Annotated in this window: 13 protein-coding genes; 12 read left to right on the top strand and 1 reads right to left on the bottom strand. The window is 44.7% G+C overall.

Annotated elements, in window-relative coordinates:
- Positions 1-6: 6 nt before the first annotated feature.
- The 10 genes from Q7J63_RS18340 to Q7J63_RS18295 all read left to right on the top strand — a co-directional run bounded on the left by Q7J63_RS18340 (position 7) and on the right by Q7J63_RS18295 (position 13163).
- Entirely contained in the window at positions 7-792 is a 786-nt protein-coding gene (locus Q7J63_RS18340) for an alpha/beta hydrolase (protein WP_304888276.1), read from the top strand.
- 409 nt (positions 793-1201) lie between these two features.
- A complete protein-coding gene (locus Q7J63_RS18335) occupies positions 1202-4420 on the top strand; it encodes a TonB-dependent receptor (protein WP_019598406.1) in 3219 nt (1072 codons plus the stop codon).
- A 12-nt stretch (positions 4421-4432) separates the two neighbouring features.
- A complete protein-coding gene (locus tag Q7J63_RS18330; protein ID WP_304888273.1) occupies positions 4433-6190 on the top strand; it encodes a RagB/SusD family nutrient uptake outer membrane protein in 1758 nt (585 codons plus the stop codon).
- 28 nt (positions 6191-6218) lie between these two features.
- Positions 6219-7868 carry a DUF4957 domain-containing protein gene (locus Q7J63_RS18325; RefSeq protein ID WP_304888272.1) on the top strand — a complete coding sequence of 550 codons (1650 nt, stop codon included), beginning with the start codon at positions 6219-6221 and terminating at the stop codon, positions 7866-7868.
- Between the two features lie 251 nt (positions 7869-8119).
- The gene (locus Q7J63_RS18320; protein ID WP_304888271.1) at positions 8120-8506 is read left to right on the top strand and encodes a VOC family protein; all 387 of its coding nucleotides are present in this window, start codon (positions 8120-8122) and stop codon (positions 8504-8506) included.
- Between the two features lie 65 nt (positions 8507-8571).
- Positions 8572-9990 carry a glycoside hydrolase family 28 protein gene (locus Q7J63_RS18315; RefSeq protein ID WP_304888270.1) on the top strand — a complete coding sequence of 473 codons (1419 nt, stop codon included), beginning with the start codon at positions 8572-8574 and terminating at the stop codon, positions 9988-9990.
- A gap of 3 nt (positions 9991-9993) precedes the next feature.
- The gene (locus Q7J63_RS18310) at positions 9994-11376 is read left to right on the top strand and encodes a pectate lyase (RefSeq protein WP_304888268.1); all 1383 of its coding nucleotides are present in this window, start codon (positions 9994-9996) and stop codon (positions 11374-11376) included.
- A 436-nt stretch (positions 11377-11812) separates the two neighbouring features.
- Complete coding sequence (locus tag Q7J63_RS18305; RefSeq protein ID WP_304888266.1) at positions 11813-12202, top strand: DUF302 domain-containing protein; 390 nt, start codon at positions 11813-11815, stop codon at positions 12200-12202.
- A 494-nt stretch (positions 12203-12696) separates the two neighbouring features.
- Positions 12697-12930 carry a hypothetical protein gene (locus Q7J63_RS18300; protein ID WP_304888265.1) on the top strand — a complete coding sequence of 78 codons (234 nt, stop codon included), beginning with the start codon at positions 12697-12699 and terminating at the stop codon, positions 12928-12930.
- Between the two features lie 2 nt (positions 12931-12932).
- Positions 12933-13163 carry a hypothetical protein gene (locus tag Q7J63_RS18295; protein WP_304888263.1) on the top strand — a complete coding sequence of 77 codons (231 nt, stop codon included), beginning with the start codon at positions 12933-12935 and terminating at the stop codon, positions 13161-13163.
- 306 nt (positions 13164-13469) lie between these two features.
- Here Q7J63_RS18295 and Q7J63_RS18290 read toward each other — a convergent pair whose 3' ends face one another.
- The gene (locus tag Q7J63_RS18290) at positions 13470-13811 is read right to left on the bottom strand and encodes a hypothetical protein (RefSeq protein WP_304888261.1); all 342 of its coding nucleotides are present in this window, start codon (positions 13809-13811) and stop codon (positions 13470-13472) included.
- A 155-nt stretch (positions 13812-13966) separates the two neighbouring features.
- Here Q7J63_RS18290 and Q7J63_RS18285 point away from each other — a divergent pair, with 155 nt between their 5' ends.
- Positions 13967-19837: a chitobiase/beta-hexosaminidase C-terminal domain-containing protein gene (locus Q7J63_RS18285; RefSeq protein ID WP_304888259.1), complete on the top strand. Its 5871-nt coding sequence runs from the start codon at positions 13967-13969 to the stop codon at positions 19835-19837.
- 294 nt (positions 19838-20131) lie between these two features.
- Positions 20132-21592 (top strand): L-lactate permease, encoded by a 1461-nt coding sequence (locus Q7J63_RS18280; RefSeq protein ID WP_304888257.1) that lies wholly within the window; start codon positions 20132-20134, stop codon positions 21590-21592.
- Positions 21593-21878 lie beyond the last annotated feature (286 nt).

Here is a 21878-nt window from a genome sequence, read left to right as displayed (position 1 = left end):
ACACCTATGACAGGAGTCATGGAAAGGTTGGGGATTACTTACAAAGAATTGGGCTATCGGGGATTGCAATTGGATGTTTTTTATCCCGAAAACAAGAAGGGAGGATTGCTTCCGGGGATAATATTGGTGCATGGTGGAGGTTGGAAATCAGGGGACAGAACCTTACAAATCCCACTTGCCAAAGCTTTGGCAGCAAAAGGATATGTGACGGCAGTGGTGGATTATAGGCTTTCGCTGGAAGCCCGATTCCCTGCAGCCGTATTTGACATCAAGGATGCGGTGAAGTGGCTCAAGTCCAATGGGGAACAATTTCGATTGGACAGTAATAAAATTGCCGTTTCTGGCAGTTCTGCCGGTGGACAGTTGGCCAATTTGGTGGGCTTCACGAATGGACAATCCCGCTATGAGGAATCTTCACTATCATCCAATTCCAGTGAGGTGCATGCCATCATCAATATGGATGGCGTCTTGGCTTTTCACCATCCTGAATCTGAGGAAGGGGAAATGGCTGCCCTTTGGCTGGGAGGAACTTATGCTGAAATCCCGGAAATATGGAAGGCGGCCTCACCACTATCTCAGGTAAGTGAAATTGCCAGGCCAATTTTATTTATCAACAGCCAATTTCAAAGGTTCCATGCGGGCCGGGATGAAGTGATTGCCCAAATGGAAGCATTTGGGATTTATACTGAAGTACAAACGGTGGAAAACAGTCCCCATACTTTTTGGCTATTTTCACCTTGGTTTGATCCTACTGCGGATTTGATGGATCGGTTTTTAAAGAGGGTTTTTTAGGATCATTTTAACCTCAATTTAGGCAGTTTGATATTGGATAATCTATGTAAACGATTGCACAAAATAATCTAACCAATCGTTTTCCTTTCCTCCAAAATCGCATATTTCTTGAGGAAATATTTGGATATTCTATTAAAAAGTTCATTTTAAATAAAAATAGAACAAAATATTTCAGGAAATCTTGCGGGTAAAAAAATTATTTCCTATAATGCAATCGATTGCGCAAAATTGATAATAAAAATGATCGCGCATGAACATTTCAATAAACCCTAAACCCGAACTTCATGAATTCCGAATTCTTTTTTCTTCCCCTGTTCCTAAGTGGCTAGGAAACCTCCAAGATCTAAACACAAGGTACTCCCAGTACCCAATGCTACTTTATCAAACAAAAACCCTATAACAATTTGAAATGAACAATACGTTTAAAATTCACACAATTTTGCGGATGGTTTTGCTTGGTGCCTTGTTCTTGGCCTGTTTTACAGGTCCACTGGCAGCCCAGGGAAATCTGGTAACAGGGACGGTTACCTCCCCAAATGGCGAGGCGATTCCCGGAGCCTCTGTTTTGGTCAAGGGCTCAGCGATCGGCGTGGCTGCGGACATTGATGGCAAATTTAGCATCTCGGCACCTGCCAATGCCACCTTGGTATTTTCCTTTATCGGGATGGTGAGAAAGGAGATTTTGGTAGGAAACCAAACCATCATCAATGTGGTCTTGGAAGAGGATATTTCAACCTTATCCGAATATGTAGTCGTGGGATATGCTTCCATAGAAAGAAGGGATCTTACGAGTTCAGTTTCCTCCGTTGGGGCAAAACAACTGGCGGATATTCCCCTCAATTCCGCAGGAGAAGCCTTGGCAGGCCGATTGGCTGGGGTGCAAGTCACTGGAACCGAAGGTTCGCCAAATGCAGATGTGTTGATCCGTGTCAGGGGTGGTGGATCCATTACCCAAGACAATTCCCCATTGTATGTAGTGGATGGTGTACAGGTGGAGAATGCCCTTTCCGTGCTTTCTCCACAGGATATAGAATCCATTGATGTGTTGAAGGATGCTTCCGCTACTGCGATTTATGGTGCGAGAGGCGCTAATGGAGTGGTGATCATCACCACCAAAGGGGGCTCAGAAATGAAGACCACCGTGAGCTACAATGGTTTTGCGGGAGTAAGGAATCTCGCCAATAAGCTTGAGGTGATGAGTCCCTATGACTTCGTTAGCTACCAATACGAGCGGTCAAGAGGAAGTGAGCAGGAAAGAAATAATTTCAGGAACACGTATGGGAATTATGGTGATATCGAAAATTACCGTCAAGTCCCATTCGTGGATTGGCAAAAAGAGGTTTTCGGAAGAAGTGCCATCATGCAAACCCACAATTTGAGCATCACTGGTGGGACAGCCGCCACCAAGTTCAACTTGAGCGTGAGTTCCAATACAGAAGAAGGCATCATGCTTGAGTCGGATTTTGACAGGAAACTGATCAATTTTAAATTCGACCACAAAGTCAACGAAAGACTTTCAGCAGGATTCAATGTCAGATATAACAACACGCTTGTCAATGGAGCGGGAACAGCCTCCGAAGGTTCGTCTTCTACCAACAGACTCCGTCACGCGGTCAAGTACAGACCTATTTTGATGGACGGAGCGGATGTAACGGCCTATGATCCGGATTATGCGGATCAGACCAATGCGAACTCTTTGGCTTTGGTCAACCCGATTTTGCTTTCGCAGGCGGAATACAGACAGCGCAAGCAGAATGTCACCAACTTCAACAGCAGCGTGAAATATGATTTCACCGATTACCTTTCTTTCCGAACCACAGTGGGTGTCGATCTTTCCAACGTGGACGATTATGCCTTCAACGACACCATCACCGGACCTGCGCGACAGGTAGGTGCGGGTCAACCCATTGCCTCCATTAGGAAGAATGAAAGACGGATTTTGAACAATTCGAATGTATTGACTTTCAGCACCAATAAAATCAGATCCGCTTTCACTGAAAAGAATAAACTTGATGTTCTTGTCGGCCATGAGATTTTCCAAGAGGAATTCAGGATTGATAACATGGAGTCGAGATTTTTCCCGATAGGCATCACTGCCGAAAGGGCATTGGGCAATATTGCCTTGGGGCAACCTCAGATTCCGACTTCCAATGTTCAGGAATCCCGTTTGCTTTCCTTTTTCAGTAGGGCGAGTTATGCTTACGACGACAGATTCTTGCTTACCGGTACCATTAGAACCGATGGGTCTTCCAAATTTGCCAAGGCAAACAAGTGGGGGTATTTTCCATCTGTATCCGGTGCTTGGAGGATTTCAGAGGAGCAATTCATGTACAGCATCAGCAATACCATCAGTGATTTGAAGCTAAGGGCCAGTTATGGCGAATCCGGAAACAACAGAATCGACAATTTCCTTTACCTCACCCAATTTGGTCCAAATGCTTATTATGGTTTCAACAACCAATTGGAAGTGGGTTTTTCCCCGACTGCGTTGGCCAATGAAAACCTGAAATGGGAAACGACCATCTCCAAAAATCTAGGTTTGGATGTTGGCTTTTTCGGTGGCAAGATTCAGTTGTCCGTAGATGCCTATGTAAACAATACGCGTGATCTTTTGGTGGAAGTGCCAGTGCCATCAACTTCAGGATATACCGTCCAACTACAAAATGTCGGAGAAACTTCCAACAAGGGTTTTGAAGTGCAGTTGTCAGGAGCAATCATTGACAAAAGGGCTTTTACATGGAATGCAAGTTTCAATGTGTCGACGAATAAAAACAGAGTGGAAAGCCTTGGTGACCAAACTTCTTTCTTGGTGCCTTCGGGATGGGCAGGAGGAAATGTTCCTTTTGACTATGCCATTCAAGTAGGGCAACCTGTCGGAACGATGTGGGGATTGGTAACGGATGGATTCTACAAAATAGAGGATTTTAATTACAACGAAGGTATTTATAGCCTTCGGGACGGTGTTCCCAACAATCAGGGAATCACCTCAGTGGTACCCAAGCCAGGAACCTTGAAGTTCAAGGATCTGAATGGAGATGGTGTTGTGGATGACAATGACAGGACTGCCATTGGAAATGCCACACCGAAATTCTTCGGGGGATTGAACCAACAGTTTGCCTTCAAAAATTTTGACGCCAGTATCTTCGTCAATTTCCAATATGGCAACGATGTGTTGAACGCCAACAAACTTGAGTTTTCTTCTGGATATACCCCGAACTCCAATTTGCTGGCCATCATGAATGACCGATGGACAAATGTAAATCCTGCCGGTCAGGTGGTGACCGAGCCGGTAGCATTGGCCGCTTTGAATCAAAACGCCACGCTATGGACGCCGCTTACCTCCGCAAGTTCTTTTTACATGCATTCTTGGGCGATTGAAGACGGTTCTTTTATCCGTATCAACAACATCACCTTGGGATACACCTTGCCTGAATCCTTCCTGACCAAGTTCAAGATCACCAGAATGAGATTCTACGCGACGGGAAACAACTTGGCCATTTTCACCAATTACACGGGATATGATCCGGAAGTGAACACAAGAAGGAGAACACCAATGACTCCAGGAGTGGATTATGCCGCTTATCCAAGGAGCAGAACATTCATCGCAGGTGTGAACATTACATTCTAAAAGAGAGCAACCATGAAAAGAGTATATAAAAGTATTTTGGCGGTCATCATTTCCCTTGCAGGATTGAGTTCCTGCGCGGATTATTTGGAAGTCACCCCGATCAGTTCATTTGGTCCGGATTACGTTTTCAGCAATGTAACCAATACCAGCAAAGCGTTGGCAGGTGTTTATGCCACTTTGGGTGGAGACAATGGCTATGGAATCCGGTTGAGCATGTATTATCCCCTTGACGATGACATCATGATGGGCCAGGGCGGAAATCCCTATCCTGACAACGAAAGAAGGGATATTGCACATTACAACGTGCAGCCCAGCAATACGCAATTGAGACTGCCCTTCAACCAACTTTATGTGGGAGTGGAGCGCGCCAATATCTGTATCAATGAAATCCCAAAAATGGCCATGTACGAGACGGGTACTGCATTTGAAAAAAGGGAATTGAGAAGATTGCACGGAGAAGCCTTGGTGCTAAGGGCCCAGTTGTATTTTGAATTGATCAGAAACTGGGGAGATATTCCCGCACAGTTTGAGCCTTCCAGTTTGCAGACCGATTTGTTTTCGGAACGAATGGACAGGGATTTGATCTATGACCGGTTGTTGAGTGATTTGTCAGAAGCTTCCAATTTACTGCCATTTGCAACACCCGGTAGTTCAAGCGAACGCATCAGCCAAGGAGCTGCAAGGGCATTGCGAGCAAAAATCGCTTTGTTTAGAGGGGGGTATTCCCTAAGGCTGGACCGTCAGATGAAAAGAAGTGCCGATTACCTTTCGTTTTACAACATTGCCCGAGACGAAGCTTTGGCCGTGATCCAAAGCGGTGCACATAATTTGAATCCAAGTTTTGAGAATGTTTTTAGGGAAGGGATATTGTCCAAAAGAACGGAGCCCAACGGTGAAATCCTTTGGGATGTGGCCATGACCGGAGGTTCCAGCCAGTTTGGAGACAGTAAATTGGGTTATTACAATGGTCCAAGGTGGAACAATATCGGAAACTCAGCACTGACAATCCTTCCGACTTTCTTCTATGCTTTTGATGAACATGACCAAAGAAGGGACGTAACCGTGGTACCTTATAACATCAACCAGGATTACACCTTGGTAGCCAAGACACTTCAGACCTTGGTGGATGGCAAATTCAGAAGGGATTGGATCACCAATCCGGTTTCTGTCAATTCCAACGCGCAGTATTTTGGGGTGAATTGGCCGATGATCCGTTATTCAGATGTTTTGTTGATGTTTGCCGAGGCTGAAAATGAACTGAACAACGGTCCAACACCTGCAGCGATTGCAGCCTTGGAAAGTGTAAGGACGCGCGCTTTTGGTGGTGATGCCGGCTTGATTGGGGCGACACCTTCCGATTACCAAGGCTTTTTTGAAGCCCTGGTCAACGAAAGGGCATTTGAATTGGCAGGTGAAGGCGTTAGGAAATATGACTTGATTCGTTGGAACCTTCTTGATGCCAAATTGAATGAAACCAAAGCCAAATTGGCGGAAATGGCCAGCCGAACAGGTCAATACAGCAATCTTCCTTCCTTGATGTACTATGAGGCAGGCGCCAATTCGATGAATTGGTTGAATTCCTTTTATCAACCTCAGCCTGTGGTCGCTCCTGCGGGATCGGCAAGTGTTTCTTGGGCAGGAAATGGAATCAATACGACTATCCTCACCTTTTATGCCATCGGTTTTACCCCCGGCAAAAGTGAATTGTTGCCCTTGCACACTTCTGTGACAGATGCCAATCCCAAGTTGAAACAAGAGTATGGTTATTAAATCACCCAAGCCCAAAACCGACAAAGAAATGAAAAATCATAAAAAATTGATCCCAAGCTATTTAACCTCACTGTTCCTTCTGGGAGCGGTACTGCTGTCCTGTACGGATATTGCGGATGATTATGATGTGCCTAAGGACATGAAGCGGTTTCGCCCAGTCACGCTAACTTCCAGTAATGGCGAAACTGCAGTTACCCTATCTTGGCCTGAAGCATTGTTTACCGATCCGGGAGAAGTTACTTACACCCTGCAGGTGGCCAAGGACAGTCTGTTCAGCACCATAGAATTGGAATTGGTAACCGAAGCCACTACGGCTGTGATCACCGATGATGTTCTTGACATCAAGGTGGATTATTATGGAAGAATCAGGGCAAATGGACTTACTCCCGCCCAAAATTCAGAGTGGGTAAGAAGTCAAGCCTTCCAGATTTCAGGAGAGCAGATTTTCCTCCCAACCTTCGACAATGAAATCGGGTCGAATACAGCATTGTTGAGATGGAGAGCCAATGCCAATCCAAGCAGGATCGTATTGACAGATCCAACCGGAAATAATATTGAATTTCTGATTTCTGATGAAGAAAAGGGAGCCGCAACCAAAATCCTTGAGGGACTGAATCCTTTTACGGAATATTTGGCAGAGATTTTTGAAGGAAACAGAACCAAAGGGATTACTTCCTTTGTGACCAAAGAACCCAGTATTTATGACATCATGGTTTCTCCTGCAGATAATTTCAGGGAGATTGTTGAGGGAGCCGAAGATGGCGCTTTGATTGGTTTGCAACCTGGTGTTTATGATATTGTAGACGAAACAGGTGCTTATGCCAATCTTAGAATCGTAGGCAAAACCATCCATCTCGCTTCCGTTTCCGGTGATCCTGCAGATACCAAGGTCAATTTCAAGGAATTCAGTTTCGCTGAAAATGGAGCAGGTCTCAGCACGGATGGAATCACCTTTGATGGACAAGCCGGAACAGGTGATTACTTCCTGAATTTCACGGGGGGCGCGACCACATTCACGCAGGTGACCATCCAAAACTCCATCGTGGAAAATGTCAGGGTTTCTTTTCTGAGAGCCAACAGAGCGGGTAATAATGCCCACAAAATCGACCTGATCAAGGTGAGTAATTCCATTCTCAGAAACCATTTGGTGGCCAACTACTACGTCTTTCATTTAGATAAATTGGAGTTTAGGGAATTGGAAGTGACCAATTCCACCTTCAGCAACCTTGGAAGCAGAGGGTTTATCGGATGGGCAACCAATTTGACCATGCCATTTGTGCCCATCATCAGGGTAACGAATGTGACCATCAACGGAATTGGCTCCAACGCCAGAAACAATTCCTTCCTGGATGCCAACAACAACGAAGTGGATTTCCAAATGAGCAATTCCATTCTGAACAATATGCCTCTCGATGGCAATACGGTTGGCGCAAGTTTGCTTCGGGCGAGCAGCACCGGACAGGTGAGCATTTCAAACAGCAACTTGTTTAACCTGAATACAGGTGGTGCAGATTCGGCTCCCCTGAGCATTGCTGATTATGTCACCTTGCCAAATGTCACCAATGTGGATTTGGGTTGGACTTCTGCAACTGTTGACCTTACGCTCCCCGCAGCTTCTCCTTTGAGAACTGCATCCACCAATGGAGGACCCATCGGTGATCCAAGGTGGGCGTTTTAAGAAATGAATAATTTGTTTGTTTGATGTGAAAAGAAGTGGTGTTGGGGTGAAATGGGTATTGCCTAAAATTTCCCCAGCCCACTTTTTTCTTTTACTTCTTTCGTCATTTGGAATGTGTAAGTTTTTAAAAACGATGTTGCGTAAACCTTCAATACCGCCTACGAAAATGTGAGTTTGATCAACAGTCTTATCAAAGAAAACACTGCCAAAAAAAAGAAAAGCCAATTTCCCAAAATCAATTCCTGTTACCTATGAAATTCGAACACTTTGCCCTCAATGTTGCCCAGCCTCAGGAAATGTCGGCATGGTATGTACTCCATCTCGGATTGACAGTGGTCAAGAAAATGGAGGAATCTCCATTTATGACTTTTCTGGCCGATGATAGCGGGAGTATCATGTTGGAAATTTATGCCAATCCAAAAGGTCCGGTATTGGATTTTAAAAACCAGCATCCTTTGGTGGTGCATCTGGCTTTTGTTTCGGATGATCCCACGCATGACAAAGACCGATTGGTTTCGGCTGGAGCGACCTTGGTTTCGGATGATCTTTTGGAAGATGGATCCCATTTGGTGATGCTTCGCGATCCTTGGGGGCTGGCCATTCAATTTTGTAAAAGGGCTGTTCCCATGATTCGTTAAGTGATGGGAACTCTGGGGAATGATTACAATAGATTCATATACATTTTAGCTTAAGCCATATAATAATGACCTTAAAAAACCTTTCAAAATTTTGGTTGATTTTACTTTCGGGCCTGGTGATGGCCTGTGGGGCAAACCAAACCATGGAGCAGGAATCCGATCCCTGGGATCAATTGCCGGAGATCCTTTCTCAGATCATTGCACCCGAATTTCCCGACAGGGACTTCAATATCCTAGACTATGGGGCCAAGGCAGTTGGGTTGACCAATGCCAGCGCTGCCATCAAAGCAGCCATCGAAGCATGCGCTGAATCCGGTGGTGGAAGGGTAATCGTTCCCGAAGGTGATTTTGCCACTGGCCCGATTTACATCAAAAGCAATGTCAATCTACATTTGGTAAAGGGGGCACGCTTGCTTTTTTCCACCAATCCAGAGGATTATCTGCCAAATGTATTCACCCGCTGGGAAGGAGTGGAGCTGATGAATTATTCTCCCCTGATCTATGCCTTTGAGGAAACCAATATTGCCGTAACTGGGGAAGGTACCCTCGATGGACAGGCCAACGAAACCAATTGGTGGCCATGGAAAGGCAAGAAGGAATACGGATGGAAGGAAGGCGATCCCCATCAGGAAGACCGGGACAAGAGACATGCGCTTTTCCAAATGGCGGAGGACAATGTTCCCGTATCGGAAAGGATATTTGGCGATGGTTTTTTCTTGAGACCGCAGTTTGTCCAGCCTTATGGCTGTAAAAATGTGTTGATCCAGGGCGTGACGATTGTCAATTCACCGATGTGGATCCTCAATCCAGTGCTCTGTGAAAATGTCACCATCGATGGTGTCAGCATAATCAGCCACGGCCCCAATTCTGATGGTTGTGATCCGGAATCCTCCAAAAATGTTTGGATCAAAAACACCTTTTTTGATACTGGGGATGATTGCATCGCCATCAAATCCGGCAGGAATGCCGATGGGAGAAGGATCAATGTCCCTAGTGAAAACATCGTCATCCAAAACTGCAAAATGGCTGATGGTCATGGCGGTGTGGTCATCGGAAGTGAAATTTCGGGAGGCGTTCGCAATGTCTTTGCGGAAAACAGTGAAATGAACAGCCCCAATCTCGATAGGGTTTTGAGGATCAAGACGAGTTCCATGCGTGGCGGCCTGATCGAAAATATCTATATGCGCAATATCGAAGTGGGTCAGGTGGCGGAGCAAGTCATTCGGGTCAATATGTTTTATGAAGATTCCGGCGCTTATGTGCCAAGGGTTCGAAACATCAGGGTTGAAAACCTGACGGTACAAAACGGTGGCAAAGTGGGTGTTTTGCTCGAAGGATACGAAAGCTCTCCGGTGGAAAACATCACCTTAAAGAATGTCGAGATCAAATCGGTCAAGGAAAACTATCGCTTCTCCAATACCAAAAACATCCGCTTCGAAAATGTTCGGATCAACGGAGAAGAGATCAAATTGCGAAAAGAATAAACCATGTTGAAAAAAGCATTATATCTTTCTGCATTCAGTCTTTTTGCCTTTGGCTGTGCTGCGCAAAACCAATCGGCCAATTCAGACAATTCTACCCAATCGGAAGAAACCGGAAGGCAACTGGCATTCCCGGGAGCCGATGGATTTGGCAAATACACCACCGGTGGGAGAGGAGGCAAAGTGTATGTCATCACCACCTTGGCCGATGACGGACCGGGATCCCTGCGTGAGGCGGTTCGCAAAAAGGAACCCAGAATCCTTGTTTTTGCCGTATCCGGCAATATTGAACTGCAATCCGTGTTGGACATCAACACGGGGAATCTCACCATCGCGGGGCAAAGTGCGCCAGGGGAAGGGATTACCATCCAGAATTACCCCATCAAAGTCAAAGGGGACAATATCATCATCCGCTATATCAGGAGCAGGTTGGGGGATCTGTACGATGTCCAAGACGATGCGATGAGCGCGATCCGCAACAAGGACATCATCATCGATCACTGCTCGCTGAGTTGGGCGACGGACGAGTGTGCCTCCTTTTATGACAACGAGAACTTTACGCTCCAATGGTCTATCATTTCAGAAAGCCTCAACGAATCCGTGCATGCCAAGGGCGACCATGGCTATGGGGGAATCTGGGGCGGAAAAAAAGCGACGTTCCACCACAACTTGATCATGAGCCACAACAGTCGGCTTCCCAGGTTCAATGGCTCCCGCTACCACAAGGAACCTGAGTTGGAAATCGTTGATTTCCGGAACAATGTAATCTACAACTGGAAGAGCAACAGCTCCTACGCCGGGGAAGAAGGCAAACACAATTTGGTAAACAATTATTACAAAGCAGGCCCTGCCACCGGATCCAATAAATCCAGGATTTTGGAACCCTACAAACCCTATGGCACTTTTTTCCTGAAGGGAAATTATGTTGCCGGAAACGAGGAAGTTTCACAGTACAATGCATTGGGAGTGGACAATGTCGCTCCGGAAATGGTCCTGGTCAGTGATGCCTATCCATTCGTGATGGAAAAAACCGAATCCGCCCAGCAGGCATTTGAATCCGTGTTGAAATATGCCGGTGCCAGCTACCAAAGAGATGGAGTTGACAAAAGGCTGGTGGAGGAAACCAGATCCGGCCAAAGCTCCTATGGTAAAAACAAAGACGGCATCATCGACAGTCAAAAGGACGTGGGAGGTTGGCCGATCCTGAAAAACGGGGAAGCGCCGAAGGATTCCGACAGCGACGGAATGCCAGATGCTTGGGAAGTAAAAAACGGTCTCGACCCCAATGATGCATCGGATGCCTCTGGTTTTGATTTGGACAAAGGCTACACGAATGTGGAGGTATATTTGAATGGATTGGTAGGGGTGAAAAAACAGCAAATGGATTGATTTTGTATATTTTTCAAAACAACAACCACAAGTATGAACATCCATATTTTGGATTGAAAAGGAGTCGATTTCGACTCCTTTTTTTGTGGGATTTTTTAAGGAAATAGATGGCTGATTGTTTTCATATTGTTCATGAAACCCAATTTTAAAATCGATTAAACCCGAAAGATATATCCCGTATCGTAATTGGGGTCGAAGCTGCAAGAAAATAAGACTATTTGGATTAAAAGGTGAAAAACCCATAGGGTAAAGTCAAAAAAACAAACAATTGACTTACCATTCGGGAATCTCAGGCTGGAATTGAATTGGTAATGTATAAACCTAAAAATCTCTCTAAAACTTTCTCCCTATCAAAACACCAACTTGGATGTGACCAATGTCATATTATTTTTTAGCAAAGATGGCTAGATTGCTAAATCACAAGAAAAGACAAGCCATGAGATACTATAATTCAAAAACAATCAATGGAAAAACATTTGAGGAGGTCAGAAAATCTGTGGAGGGGGCTTTGAAAGATGCCGGTTTTGGGATTCTCACCGAAATTGATTTGCAAAAGACCATGAAAGTGAAACTGGATAAGGATTATTTGCCGCATACCATTTTCGGTGCTTGCAACCCTGTTTATGCGGACAAAGTCCTGAGCATCGATCCAAGTATCAGTACGATGTTGCCCTGCAACGTGACGATTCGGGAAATCGAAAATGAAAAACATGAAGTCTCTACAATCAATCCCTTGTTTGCGATGGAGGGAGTAGGAAATGCCGAATTGAGGGTGCATGCGGGCGAAATCCAGGACAAATTACAGGGGATGCTTGATCGTCTTTGATTTTTTGAAGGAACAATTTCGGTAATAATGTTTCTTTTTTACGGATTCATTGTTGCCGGAATTTGAATTGCATAAATTGAATAAGCATTCCGGTGGACTGTTTTGTTTGGGGCCAGGTTTGTAGGGCAGGGCCTGTAGTGAAAAAGCAGAAAACAAGCATGAGGAACTTGCAGAAACCTCTTATATGAACAAATCTGGTTTCATGGAGACTTTTGTGGCCAACGAAACCGAGGAAAACGCATGGCCTGTCTACCGGCAGGTAGATTTGATAACTTCATGGATCCAAATTCAACCCCCACTCTTCGTAATAGAAACTTCTTATGACCCATGCGGTCTGGAGCTGACAGGACTGGGTTACATTTACGGCGGTCTGCATACAAACAGGTGTCTATACCAGGGCAAAGAGTTAATAGACGACACCATCCGCTGGGGTGAAAAGAAACTTAACTGAAGATAAAAATCGTTAACTTTAAGGAACAAATAAATATCATCAAATGGATGCTTCAATAAAATATAGGATCATATCGGAAATCATCAATAGCAATGACGAGCGGATCTTGAATGCTATCAAATCACTTTTAAATATTGAAGAGGAAGTGGATTTTTGGGAAGAGTTAAGTGCGGAAGACAGGGCTGCCATCGATGAAGGACTGGAGCAGCTGGATAAAGGCCAATACGTGTCCTATGAATCAGTCCGTAAGGAAATCAAAAACAGGTTCAACTTTTAGGTTTGGCATTGGCAGTTCGCTATTCTCTTCGTGCCAGGCATGAAGAAATGGAATTGTTGGAATATGTCGTTCGGAAGTTTGGGCATAACAAGGCGAAAGAAATTTATATCAGTATTGAAAAGACGCTGGATATGATATCGAAAGGTCCCGAAATGTACCGTAGATCCAAAAGACAGGAAGGTCTGAGAATATGTACCTTCAGTAAACAGACGAGTATTTTTTACCGCATCTAAGAAGACCATATAGAAGTTGTGAGCTTTAGACCCAATCGGAAAGACCCAAAGAAATTTAAAGTTTAAACAGCTTGCCACACAGGATCTTCAACACCGATTCAAATTGAAGTTTGGAGTAACGGAAACGGTCACAGGTTAAGTTGCGTTCGTCATCGGTCCGGGTCCCGTCTCCGAAACCTGGTTGTGTGCAGGGAAAAAACAACAAAAATAAGAGACAAACCGACCAAAGGGAGGTTCGCGAACACCAATAAAAAACAATATAAAAAGTGATCAAAGTTAGGTTTGCATCGGCTCGGACCATCAAGGTCAAGCTTGATAATATTGTACAATATCATCATCATTGTTTTTTATCGCTTCTAATCTTCCAAAATGGTCATATATAAATTTTTGGACATAATTTCTCGGGTCTGATGATGAGGTCATGCCCAAATGTGGGTTGTAGGTATAGGTTTCCATGAGCGTTAAAATTGGATGAAGTCTCAGTTCATCAATGAATATGTCTGTTCCGCTGATGGTTATTGAACTTGTGTTGACTTCCCTTTCTTTAAGTTTCCATTGAGTGTCAAAGTCTTCAGGAAAAAAGTTGAATTTAAATCGTCTTTTAAAAAGTAATCCAATTTCTGCAAAATCGAAACTAACTTTTCTCATCCAAAATTTTTTTACACACCGGAATCCACCGTTTCTATATTATTTATTGCTTTTTATTTCGCCTTAATGATTTGATAACAACATAGGTGAGGCCCGAAACCAAATAAAACCCTATTTTCGAGGAAAATTTTATATTGTCACATTAAAATCACCCTATGAAACAATTTCTACCAAAATTTATTTTTGGTTTTCTGATGTTGTTTTGCGTCTCAGGCATTGCTTGGGCCCAAAATAGTCCTTCATATGCGTATGAAGAAACATTTGAAAACCTGGCCCTTACCGGATCCACCTACAGGGACGGATCCTTCGTGGGCAATGCCGGAATTACCTGGACGTACACCCATGTCACAGGCGAGCAAGCTTTTCCCATCAATGCGGAAGGTCTGCTCTTGAGACGCTCTGGAGAGTCCAGTGGCATTAAATCCAACCCGATCAGTGGCGGTATCTCCAACTTTCGGGTGCTGATGAGAAAAGCCTTCACCAGTTCAGGGGACAGGCAGGTTGGTCTTTTTATCAATAACCAATTGATCGCCGAATCTCAGGTTTTTGGGAATTTCACTGGCGGAAGTGACGAGATCTTCACCTTCGAAGTTGAAAACATCAACATCCCAGGCGACTTTACTTTGGAAATCCGACACCTTTTGGGTGGGACGACCAACAGGCAGCTGGTCATCGACAATATCGCATGGAACAGTTCCGATGGAACGCAAGTAGAAAAAGCTGGTTTTCCTGCTTTTTCTCCAGAAGCCGGCGAGTTCACCACTGCACAAATGGTCAGCATCGCTTCATCAACAGCCGATGCGTCCATTTATTACACCTTGGACGGTGCTGTTCCAAATGAAAGCAGTACACTTTATACTGCACCCATAGAAATCAATACTTCTCTAACCATCAAGGCGATTGCCATGAAGGTGGATTTGGAGAATAGTGATGTGGCCGAAGCATCTTTTGTCATCAATATTCCCGAAGGAAGTGTTACAGGTTTGCCTTACCAGCAGGATTTTTCGGCCTTTATCAATCAAGTATCCCCGGTGGCTACTTTTGGTGAAAACCAAGAATGGACATTCACAGGAAATATCCTCAATTACAATGGGGATTTTGGAGCAGGTACCGCAGGTGGTATCCGTGGCAATGGCGTTTTGGGCTATCAACATACAGGTACTTCAGGTGTATTCACGGCTAGCCTTCTTTTGACCAATACATCTTCCAATACCATAGAAGAATTGCAGGTGTCCTATTTGGGGAAAGTCGAAAGAGTTACCCAAACCCGTTTCCCTGAATTCACCGTGCGTGTGAATGGAATCGTAATTCCCGAATTGGCCTACTCTACGGGAGAAGGTCAGGACAGGGTTGTGAGCCATTTGATTACCGGTTTGAGTATTCAACCTGGTGCGAACATAGAAATTTCATGGGCTTCCGAAAGGGGAATCAATGACGGGGGTTCCAGTCGACAGATTGGCCTAACAGCGGTTCAGGTCGCAGGGTTATTCGTCGAAGAACCCATTGTCAATACCGAGAATTTTGATTTGATCACAGTGGGTACCGGTTATGTGACTGGGTCTTTTGTGGGCAATCAGGGAATCACTTGGTCGTATTTGGCTTCAAGAAATGAAGGGGATTTCCCCATAGAAGGAAAAGGCCTGATGTTGAGAAGGGCCAGTGACAATTCAAGTATTGTTTCCCAGACTCTTTCTGGAGGAATCGGTTCATTCAGCGTGGACTTTAGGAAAGCCTTTACCGGAAGCGTTCCGAGACAACTTGCCTTGTTCATCAATGGTGTTGAAATTGACAGGTCCGAAATCTTTGGCAATGCCTCTGGTGCAGATGCGACTATCAGGAAATTTGTGGTCAATGATATCAATCTTGGTGGTGATATCGTCATCGAGATCAAAAACCTAACCGAAGGACAGATCACCATTGACAATATCCAATGGACTCCTTTTGACGATAATTTTGCGCCAATGATTGCTGCGGTTTCACCGTCAAGTGGTGCCGAAGAAATCAATATTGGGACGGATCTTGAAATCACCTTTGATGAAAAGATCATAAAAGGACAGGGAAATATATTCCTATACAAATCGGACGGTACGCTCGCAAGAACAATCGCCGTAACCGATGCCGCAGTGACGATCAATCAAAATTCGGTTTCGATTGCCCTCGAGGAATTGGAGGCAGCCACATCTTATTACGTCTTGATAGAGGCAGGTGCTTTTGTCGATCTCTTCAACAATGCATTTGGAGGAATTCAGGCATCCACAGAATGGACATTCTCCACTTTTGATCCGAATGCGCCGGTTTTGGCTGTCAACAAAACTTCATTGGAGGATTTTGGTAGGATCAGAAATGGGCAAACTACCGATTTTCAAACAGTAGTATTGTCTGTTACCAATGTGACCTCCGAAATCAAAGTAACAGCTCCGGCAAACTTTGAAGTGAGCACCGCAACTGGTGAATTCACTTCGGAATTGATCCTGGATCCCGCAACATTTGAAAACGGGGAAATTGAACTTAGGATTAGATTTGCACCTACAAGTGGAACCAACAGCATCTTCGAGCGCAATTTGACTTTCCAAAGTGAAGGTTCCGTGAGCAGAGTGGTAAGCCTGAAAGGCGAAGAAATCGGCAATCAGGTCAGCATTGCGGAAGCAAGATTGTTGCCCAATGGTGCCGAGGTTTTTGTGGAAGGAATTGTGGTTGCGGGAAGCACCCTCAATCCAGACAACAGGTGGATTCAAGATGCAACGGGCGGAATCCTTTTACGTGCTTTCGCGAATACCTTTGACAATGGAATCGCTGGTTCCGCTGCGCTTAATGTTGGGGATATGGTAAGGGTTTCGGGCGTACTCGGCACCTTCAACCAAAACATCCAAATCAGCGTGGGACCATTTTCCATCGAGCGCTTGGCCGCAAATGTGGCTTTGCCAGAACCATTGCCGATCGGGATTGCTGAAATAAGCAATCCAGCAAATCAAGGTCGTTTGGTAAGGGTAAACAATATCGCGCTTGCAGACAGCAGAATCCTTTTCGAAGGTGCGGGTGCTGTTGGAAGTTATGCGATTGCGGGACAATCGGCAGATCGGATTTTTAGAATTCCGACAGCAAACCATCCTTTGGTGGGCACGCCTATCCCAGACAAATCTTTTGATATGATCGGCATCGTCGATAGGTTCAATGCCACGGCACAATTCAATCCAAGGTTCGCATCGGACTTGATCACTGAAAATGCTGCAGGAACTATCGTTTTCTCCGCTGAAACTCTTGATTTTGGTGTTACGCCATCTGGCCAGATTTCTGAAAACGCTTCCTATACCTTCACGGTCAATCAGCCATCTGCATCCATTGAACTTGGTGTGGAAGGACCATTTGAGATTTCCTTGGATGGCGAAAACTTCGTGAAAACATTGACCCTTCCCAATTTGAGCGCAGCGTCAACAGACATCCTTGTAAGATTCGTCCCAACAGCTTTTGCCAATGGCATCCGAAACGGATTTATTGTCCATACAGGCGAGCAGATTTACAGGTCCATCGTGAAGTTGAAAGGGATAGAATCCGGCAATACGACTGCCATTCCTTACACCCAATCCTTCAATACCCCGGATTTGTTCTCTACGCAAGGTTGGACAGATTTCAATGCAAGAGGAGCGCAAAACTGGTTGATCACTGCTGCGGGCACTGGACTGAACAACGTCGGAAGTGCCGTTCAAATGAATGGTTTCTCCAATGGTGCGCAAGACAATGAAAATTGGTTGATTTCACCTTTGTTTGATCTTTCTACCGATCAATTCCCTGTCTTGAGCTTCTATTCCAGGGCTTTCTTTAGCGGTCCAAGATTGAGACTGGTCGCTTCTTCCAATTATGACGGATTCAGCGATCCCAATTCCCCAGAATTTACCTGGTTGGGATTGGAAGATAAATTTGCTGTTTCCACAGGAAGTTATGTGCTGGCAGACAACATTGATTTGACGGATTTTAAAAATGGGCAATTGCATCTGGCCTTCATTTATACCTCCGATGAGGAAGTTGGTGCCGCCGAATGGAGAGTGGAAGATTTCAATATCCGTATCCAAGCGGAGCAGCCAAGAAACTTGATCCTTGCTGTCGGTCCTCTGAGCAATATGCACTTTGGGGTGATCAATGCAGGAGACATTTCCCCGGCAAAATCCTACAACTTCACCGCAACCGGATTCACCGATGCTGTAACACTTTCGATTGATGCACCATTCGTGATTTCAAGAGATGGAATCACCTTCGGTCAGGAGATCGTATTTGAACCAGGTGATCAATTCAGATCTGCGATCCAAGTCAAATATGCACCAACCATGGTGGGTGTAGATGTGGCAAGCCTGAAATTGACCACGGCGGGAGAAACTGTCGAATATGGCAGATTCACAGGTTCCACCAAAGGCAAGGAAAACACCTTTGACGTGGTGACTTGGAATATTGAATGGTTTGGTTCCACGACACCTTTCCAAGGTCCAAACAATGTCGACCTGCAATTGCAGAATGTCAAAACAATCATTGAGGACCTTGATGCCGATGTGTACGCTTTTCAGGAAATCACCAATCTGGGTAAATTCTACGAATTGGTAGCTGCGCTTCCTGGCTATAGAGGTTTCCATTCACCGGCGGTATCGCAGGTGGGAGAATTCTCCGAAGCACAGAAGCTTACCTATTTGTACAAAACCGCAACGGTGGATTCTGTCAGCACCCGGGTATTGCTTCAGGGAGTCGATGTTGCCAATTTGAGCAATTATCCTTCATCAAGGGATCGATTCTGGGCAAGTGGAAGACTTCCTTTCCTGTTTGATATCAAGACGAACATCAATGGCGTGAAGCAAAATATCTCCTTGGTCAACGTACACACCCGATCCAATGGTGGTGGGGAAAGTGCTGCAAATCCAAGATATGCGATGCGTAAATATGATGTCAATGTGCTGAAAGATTCACTGGATCAGTATTATGGCAATGTGCCTTTGATTTTGTTGGGTGATTTCAATGAGGATTTGGATGAAACCGTAGCAGATCAGTCTGCGCCAACGGTGAATACCACAGAAACCTCCTTCATCGATTATATCAATGATTCGGAAAACTATATTCCTGCGACCATCAGCTTGAGCAATGCTGGATTGAGGACTTTCATTTCTTTTGAGAATGTGATTGACCACATGATCATTTCCAATGAGATGAATGACCTCTGGCTTGTCGGTTCTGAAAGAGTGGTGATTCCATTCGATTTGGTTCAGAATTATGCCAATACCACTTCCGACCATATTCCGGTTAAGGTAAGGTTTGAATTTAACTGCAACTTGGAAGCCGGTATCATTGCCGGTACCGCGCAAGTATGTGCAGGAAATGAAGTCCAATTGGCACTGATCAGCGGCGTCTATGACGAAATTCTCGGATGGGAATCTTCCAGTGACAATGGAGCGACTTGGATAAATGTAGACAACTCAAAAGGCATGGGTCTTTTGACCCTTCAGGGAATTGAAAGTGATCAACTTTACAGGGTTGTTTTGGGTTCTGAAATCTGCGAATCCATCCGCACAGCACCTTTTGCCGTGTCGATCAAGTCCCTTCCGAAGCCTGTGATTTTCTTTGAAAAAGGAAGAGTGGTTACGATAGAAGGTGCATACACCTACAAGTGGTACAAAAACGGCAACTTGTTTGCCACCTCCACCATTGCCAATGAAAAATTCAATGGCGCAGGAATGTATCAGGTAGCCATCGAAGATGCGGAGGGTTGTGTTTCGATCTCCGATGAGGTGAGACTGCCGATCACGGGACCAAAGGCCAACGTGAATGTTTTCCCAAATCCTGCTTCTAAAGTAGTCAATGTAAGCATCAAGGGTGAAAGAGGCCTGACCAATGTGCAATTGCTCACTATGGGCGGCCATCAACTCGCGCAGGTACTCAGTTCCAGTGGAGATGTAGAGTTTGATGTGAGCAGCTTTGCAAAAGGTGTTTATTTGGTTATGATCACTGACCGTTTTGGAAACACGACGGTGGAGCGATTGTTGATCAAATAGAACTTCATAGCAATCTAAAATAAGAAAAGCTGTCCCAACTCGGGGCAGCTTTTTTTGTTAAAGGCTTTTCTAAAACCGATTGTATTCAGTTTTTAATTCCTTCCCAAAACAGACATGATTTATGCGAAAGCTTTACTTTACCTATAATTTATTTTATTTTCAATATTCTTTGTTGAAAATCAAGGCAATTGCATTTGAGATATAGCCTTAGGAATCTTTTTTTCAGGTTATCAAATCTAAAGTGATAACCCCGTAATTTATTTCATTAGTTTTATCTGACAATTCCCCAGGTCCATGACGCTGCCTTTTATATTGCTTTCCTTTCTTCCCATCCTGACCCTGCTCGTTCTTAGCTTGGCAAAAGGTGTCAAAACCGGTATTTATGCAGGTTTCATGGTCACATCGGCCTTGTTTTTTCTCTGGGGAAACGGAGTTTTCCCATTTTTGGCTTCCCTGATAAGCGCATTGACTGGGACGGTCAATATTTTGATGATCATTTTTGGGGCGATATTTCTCTACCAGATCATGGAGCAGAAATCCTATATATCTGGCATTAAAGATTCCCTTGCCGCAATCCATCCCGACAAGTCCTTTAAGTTTTACTTCTTGGCATTCTTCCTTACCGCATTCTTTGAAAGTGTTGCGGGCTTTGGTACACCGGGAGCCATTGTTCCTCTTTTGTTGATTTCATTGGGCTATTCTCCTTTGCTGTCCATTGCCGTGGTGCTGCTTATTGACGGGCTTTTTGCGATGGCGGGAGCTGTTGGTACACCCGTTACCGCAGGTTTCCAAATTCCCCTGGAGCTCCCGATAGACGCTGTCAGCAACATTTATCTTTATTCGACCGCAGGGATATTTTTGGCAGGAATGGTGATTCTGCTCTTTGTTTTGGTTTTCCTGAAGAGAGAAACTACGGAAAACAATCCAACCTACGCATGGATATTGTATTTCGCTATCATGGCTCCCTTGGTTTTGGGTTCCTTTTATTTGAGGGAATTGACTGGAATTATTGCCGCGGTGGTGATGGCTGTGGTCTCTTACATTTTTCTTTTCAAAAACAAAAAAATACACCTTAAGCCATGGATGCCTTATTTGGTACTGGTCATCTTGCTGCTGCTTCCCAAGATATTTACTGGATTAGCGGACTTCCTGGCCTATAAGGTCGAATTCAAAGCCATTCTCGGAACAAATGTAAGTGCTGGACTTCAGCCACTAAGGTCTCCACTTCTACCGTTTTTGATCGCTTCCGCATTTGCCCTGTTTCTGGTTAAGGACTTTAAATTTGATTGGAAACCTGCGGTTTCAAAAACCTTCGCGGTTTTTCTGGTGCTTTTCCCTTCCCTCGCCATCACGCAGCTGATGCTCAACAGTGGCAGTGCGCAGATGCCTTCCATGATAGATGCCGTCGCCGCTGAATTTATCAAAACCGGGCAGGCTTATCCCTTGATCAGCCCGATGATCGGAATCCTAGGGACGTTTATTTCTGGAAGTACCACTGTTTCGAACATCATTTTTGGTTCGGTCCAAAACTCTTCCGCCGTAAGTCTTGGCCTAAATCCTCAAATTGTACTCAGCATGCAGCTTATGGGGGCCTCATTGGGAAATGCGGTTTGTCTGTTCAACATTATCGCTGCAGCAGCGGTGGCAGGAGTGAGTGATTATGCCTCCATCCTGAAAAAGTGCTTGTTGCCGGTACTGTTGGCGTCTTTGGTGGTTTCTGTTTTTGCCTACTTCTTGATTTGGTTTTTGGGGTGAAATGGAGTTTTGCCTGCATCAAGTGAAAAATATATGGATATTCCATTTCTTGAATTTGGAATAAAGAGCAACCGGCCTTCGAACCATTTGCCTTTTTTTGGGCTTTATATAGCGGCCAATTGATTGAAACGAAAGTATGCATTGGTTTTTACAAAAAGGGTTGAAACTGCAAGAAAATCAGCCTATTTGGGGGTTTTGGCATATTGGCGATTTGGTGAAGCTGATAATTACAAACAAAGACTGATTATTCACCAATTCCAGGCTGGAATGGAATTGGTATTGCCTA

The organism is Rhodonellum sp., from assembly GCF_030656585.1.
GTDB lineage: Bacteria > Bacteroidota > Bacteroidia > Cytophagales > Cyclobacteriaceae > Rhodonellum > Rhodonellum psychrophilum.
This window is presented reverse-complemented; position numbering and strand designations above follow the sequence as displayed.

What these genes read in the sequence shown, in the direction of transcription:
- Q7J63_RS18285 (WP_304888259.1), top strand. Translation starts at nt 13,967, where the DNA reads ATGAAACAATTTCTACCAAAATTTATTTTTGGTTTTCTGATGTTGTTT.
- Q7J63_RS18310 (WP_304888268.1), top strand. Translation starts at nt 9,994, where the DNA reads ATGTTGAAAAAAGCATTATATCTTTCTGCATTCAGTCTTTTTGCCTTT.
- Q7J63_RS18290 (WP_304888261.1), bottom strand. Translation starts at nt 13,811, where the DNA reads ATGAGAAAAGTTAGTTTCGATTTTGCAGAAATTGGATTACTTTTTAAA.
- Q7J63_RS18315 (WP_304888270.1), top strand. Translation starts at nt 8,572, where the DNA reads ATGACCTTAAAAAACCTTTCAAAATTTTGGTTGATTTTACTTTCGGGC.
- Q7J63_RS18280 (WP_304888257.1), top strand. Translation starts at nt 20,132, where the DNA reads ATGACGCTGCCTTTTATATTGCTTTCCTTTCTTCCCATCCTGACCCTG.
- Q7J63_RS18320 (WP_304888271.1), top strand. Translation starts at nt 8,120, where the DNA reads ATGAAATTCGAACACTTTGCCCTCAATGTTGCCCAGCCTCAGGAAATG.
- Q7J63_RS18330 (WP_304888273.1), top strand. Translation starts at nt 4,433, where the DNA reads ATGAAAAGAGTATATAAAAGTATTTTGGCGGTCATCATTTCCCTTGCA.
- Q7J63_RS18335 (WP_019598406.1), top strand. Translation starts at nt 1,202, where the DNA reads ATGAACAATACGTTTAAAATTCACACAATTTTGCGGATGGTTTTGCTT.
- Q7J63_RS18325 (WP_304888272.1), top strand. Translation starts at nt 6,219, where the DNA reads ATGAAAAATCATAAAAAATTGATCCCAAGCTATTTAACCTCACTGTTC.
- Q7J63_RS18340 (WP_304888276.1), top strand. Translation starts at nt 7, where the DNA reads ATGACAGGAGTCATGGAAAGGTTGGGGATTACTTACAAAGAATTGGGC.
- Q7J63_RS18300 (WP_304888265.1), top strand. Translation starts at nt 12,697, where the DNA reads ATGGATGCTTCAATAAAATATAGGATCATATCGGAAATCATCAATAGC.
- Q7J63_RS18305 (WP_304888266.1), top strand. Translation starts at nt 11,813, where the DNA reads ATGAGATACTATAATTCAAAAACAATCAATGGAAAAACATTTGAGGAG.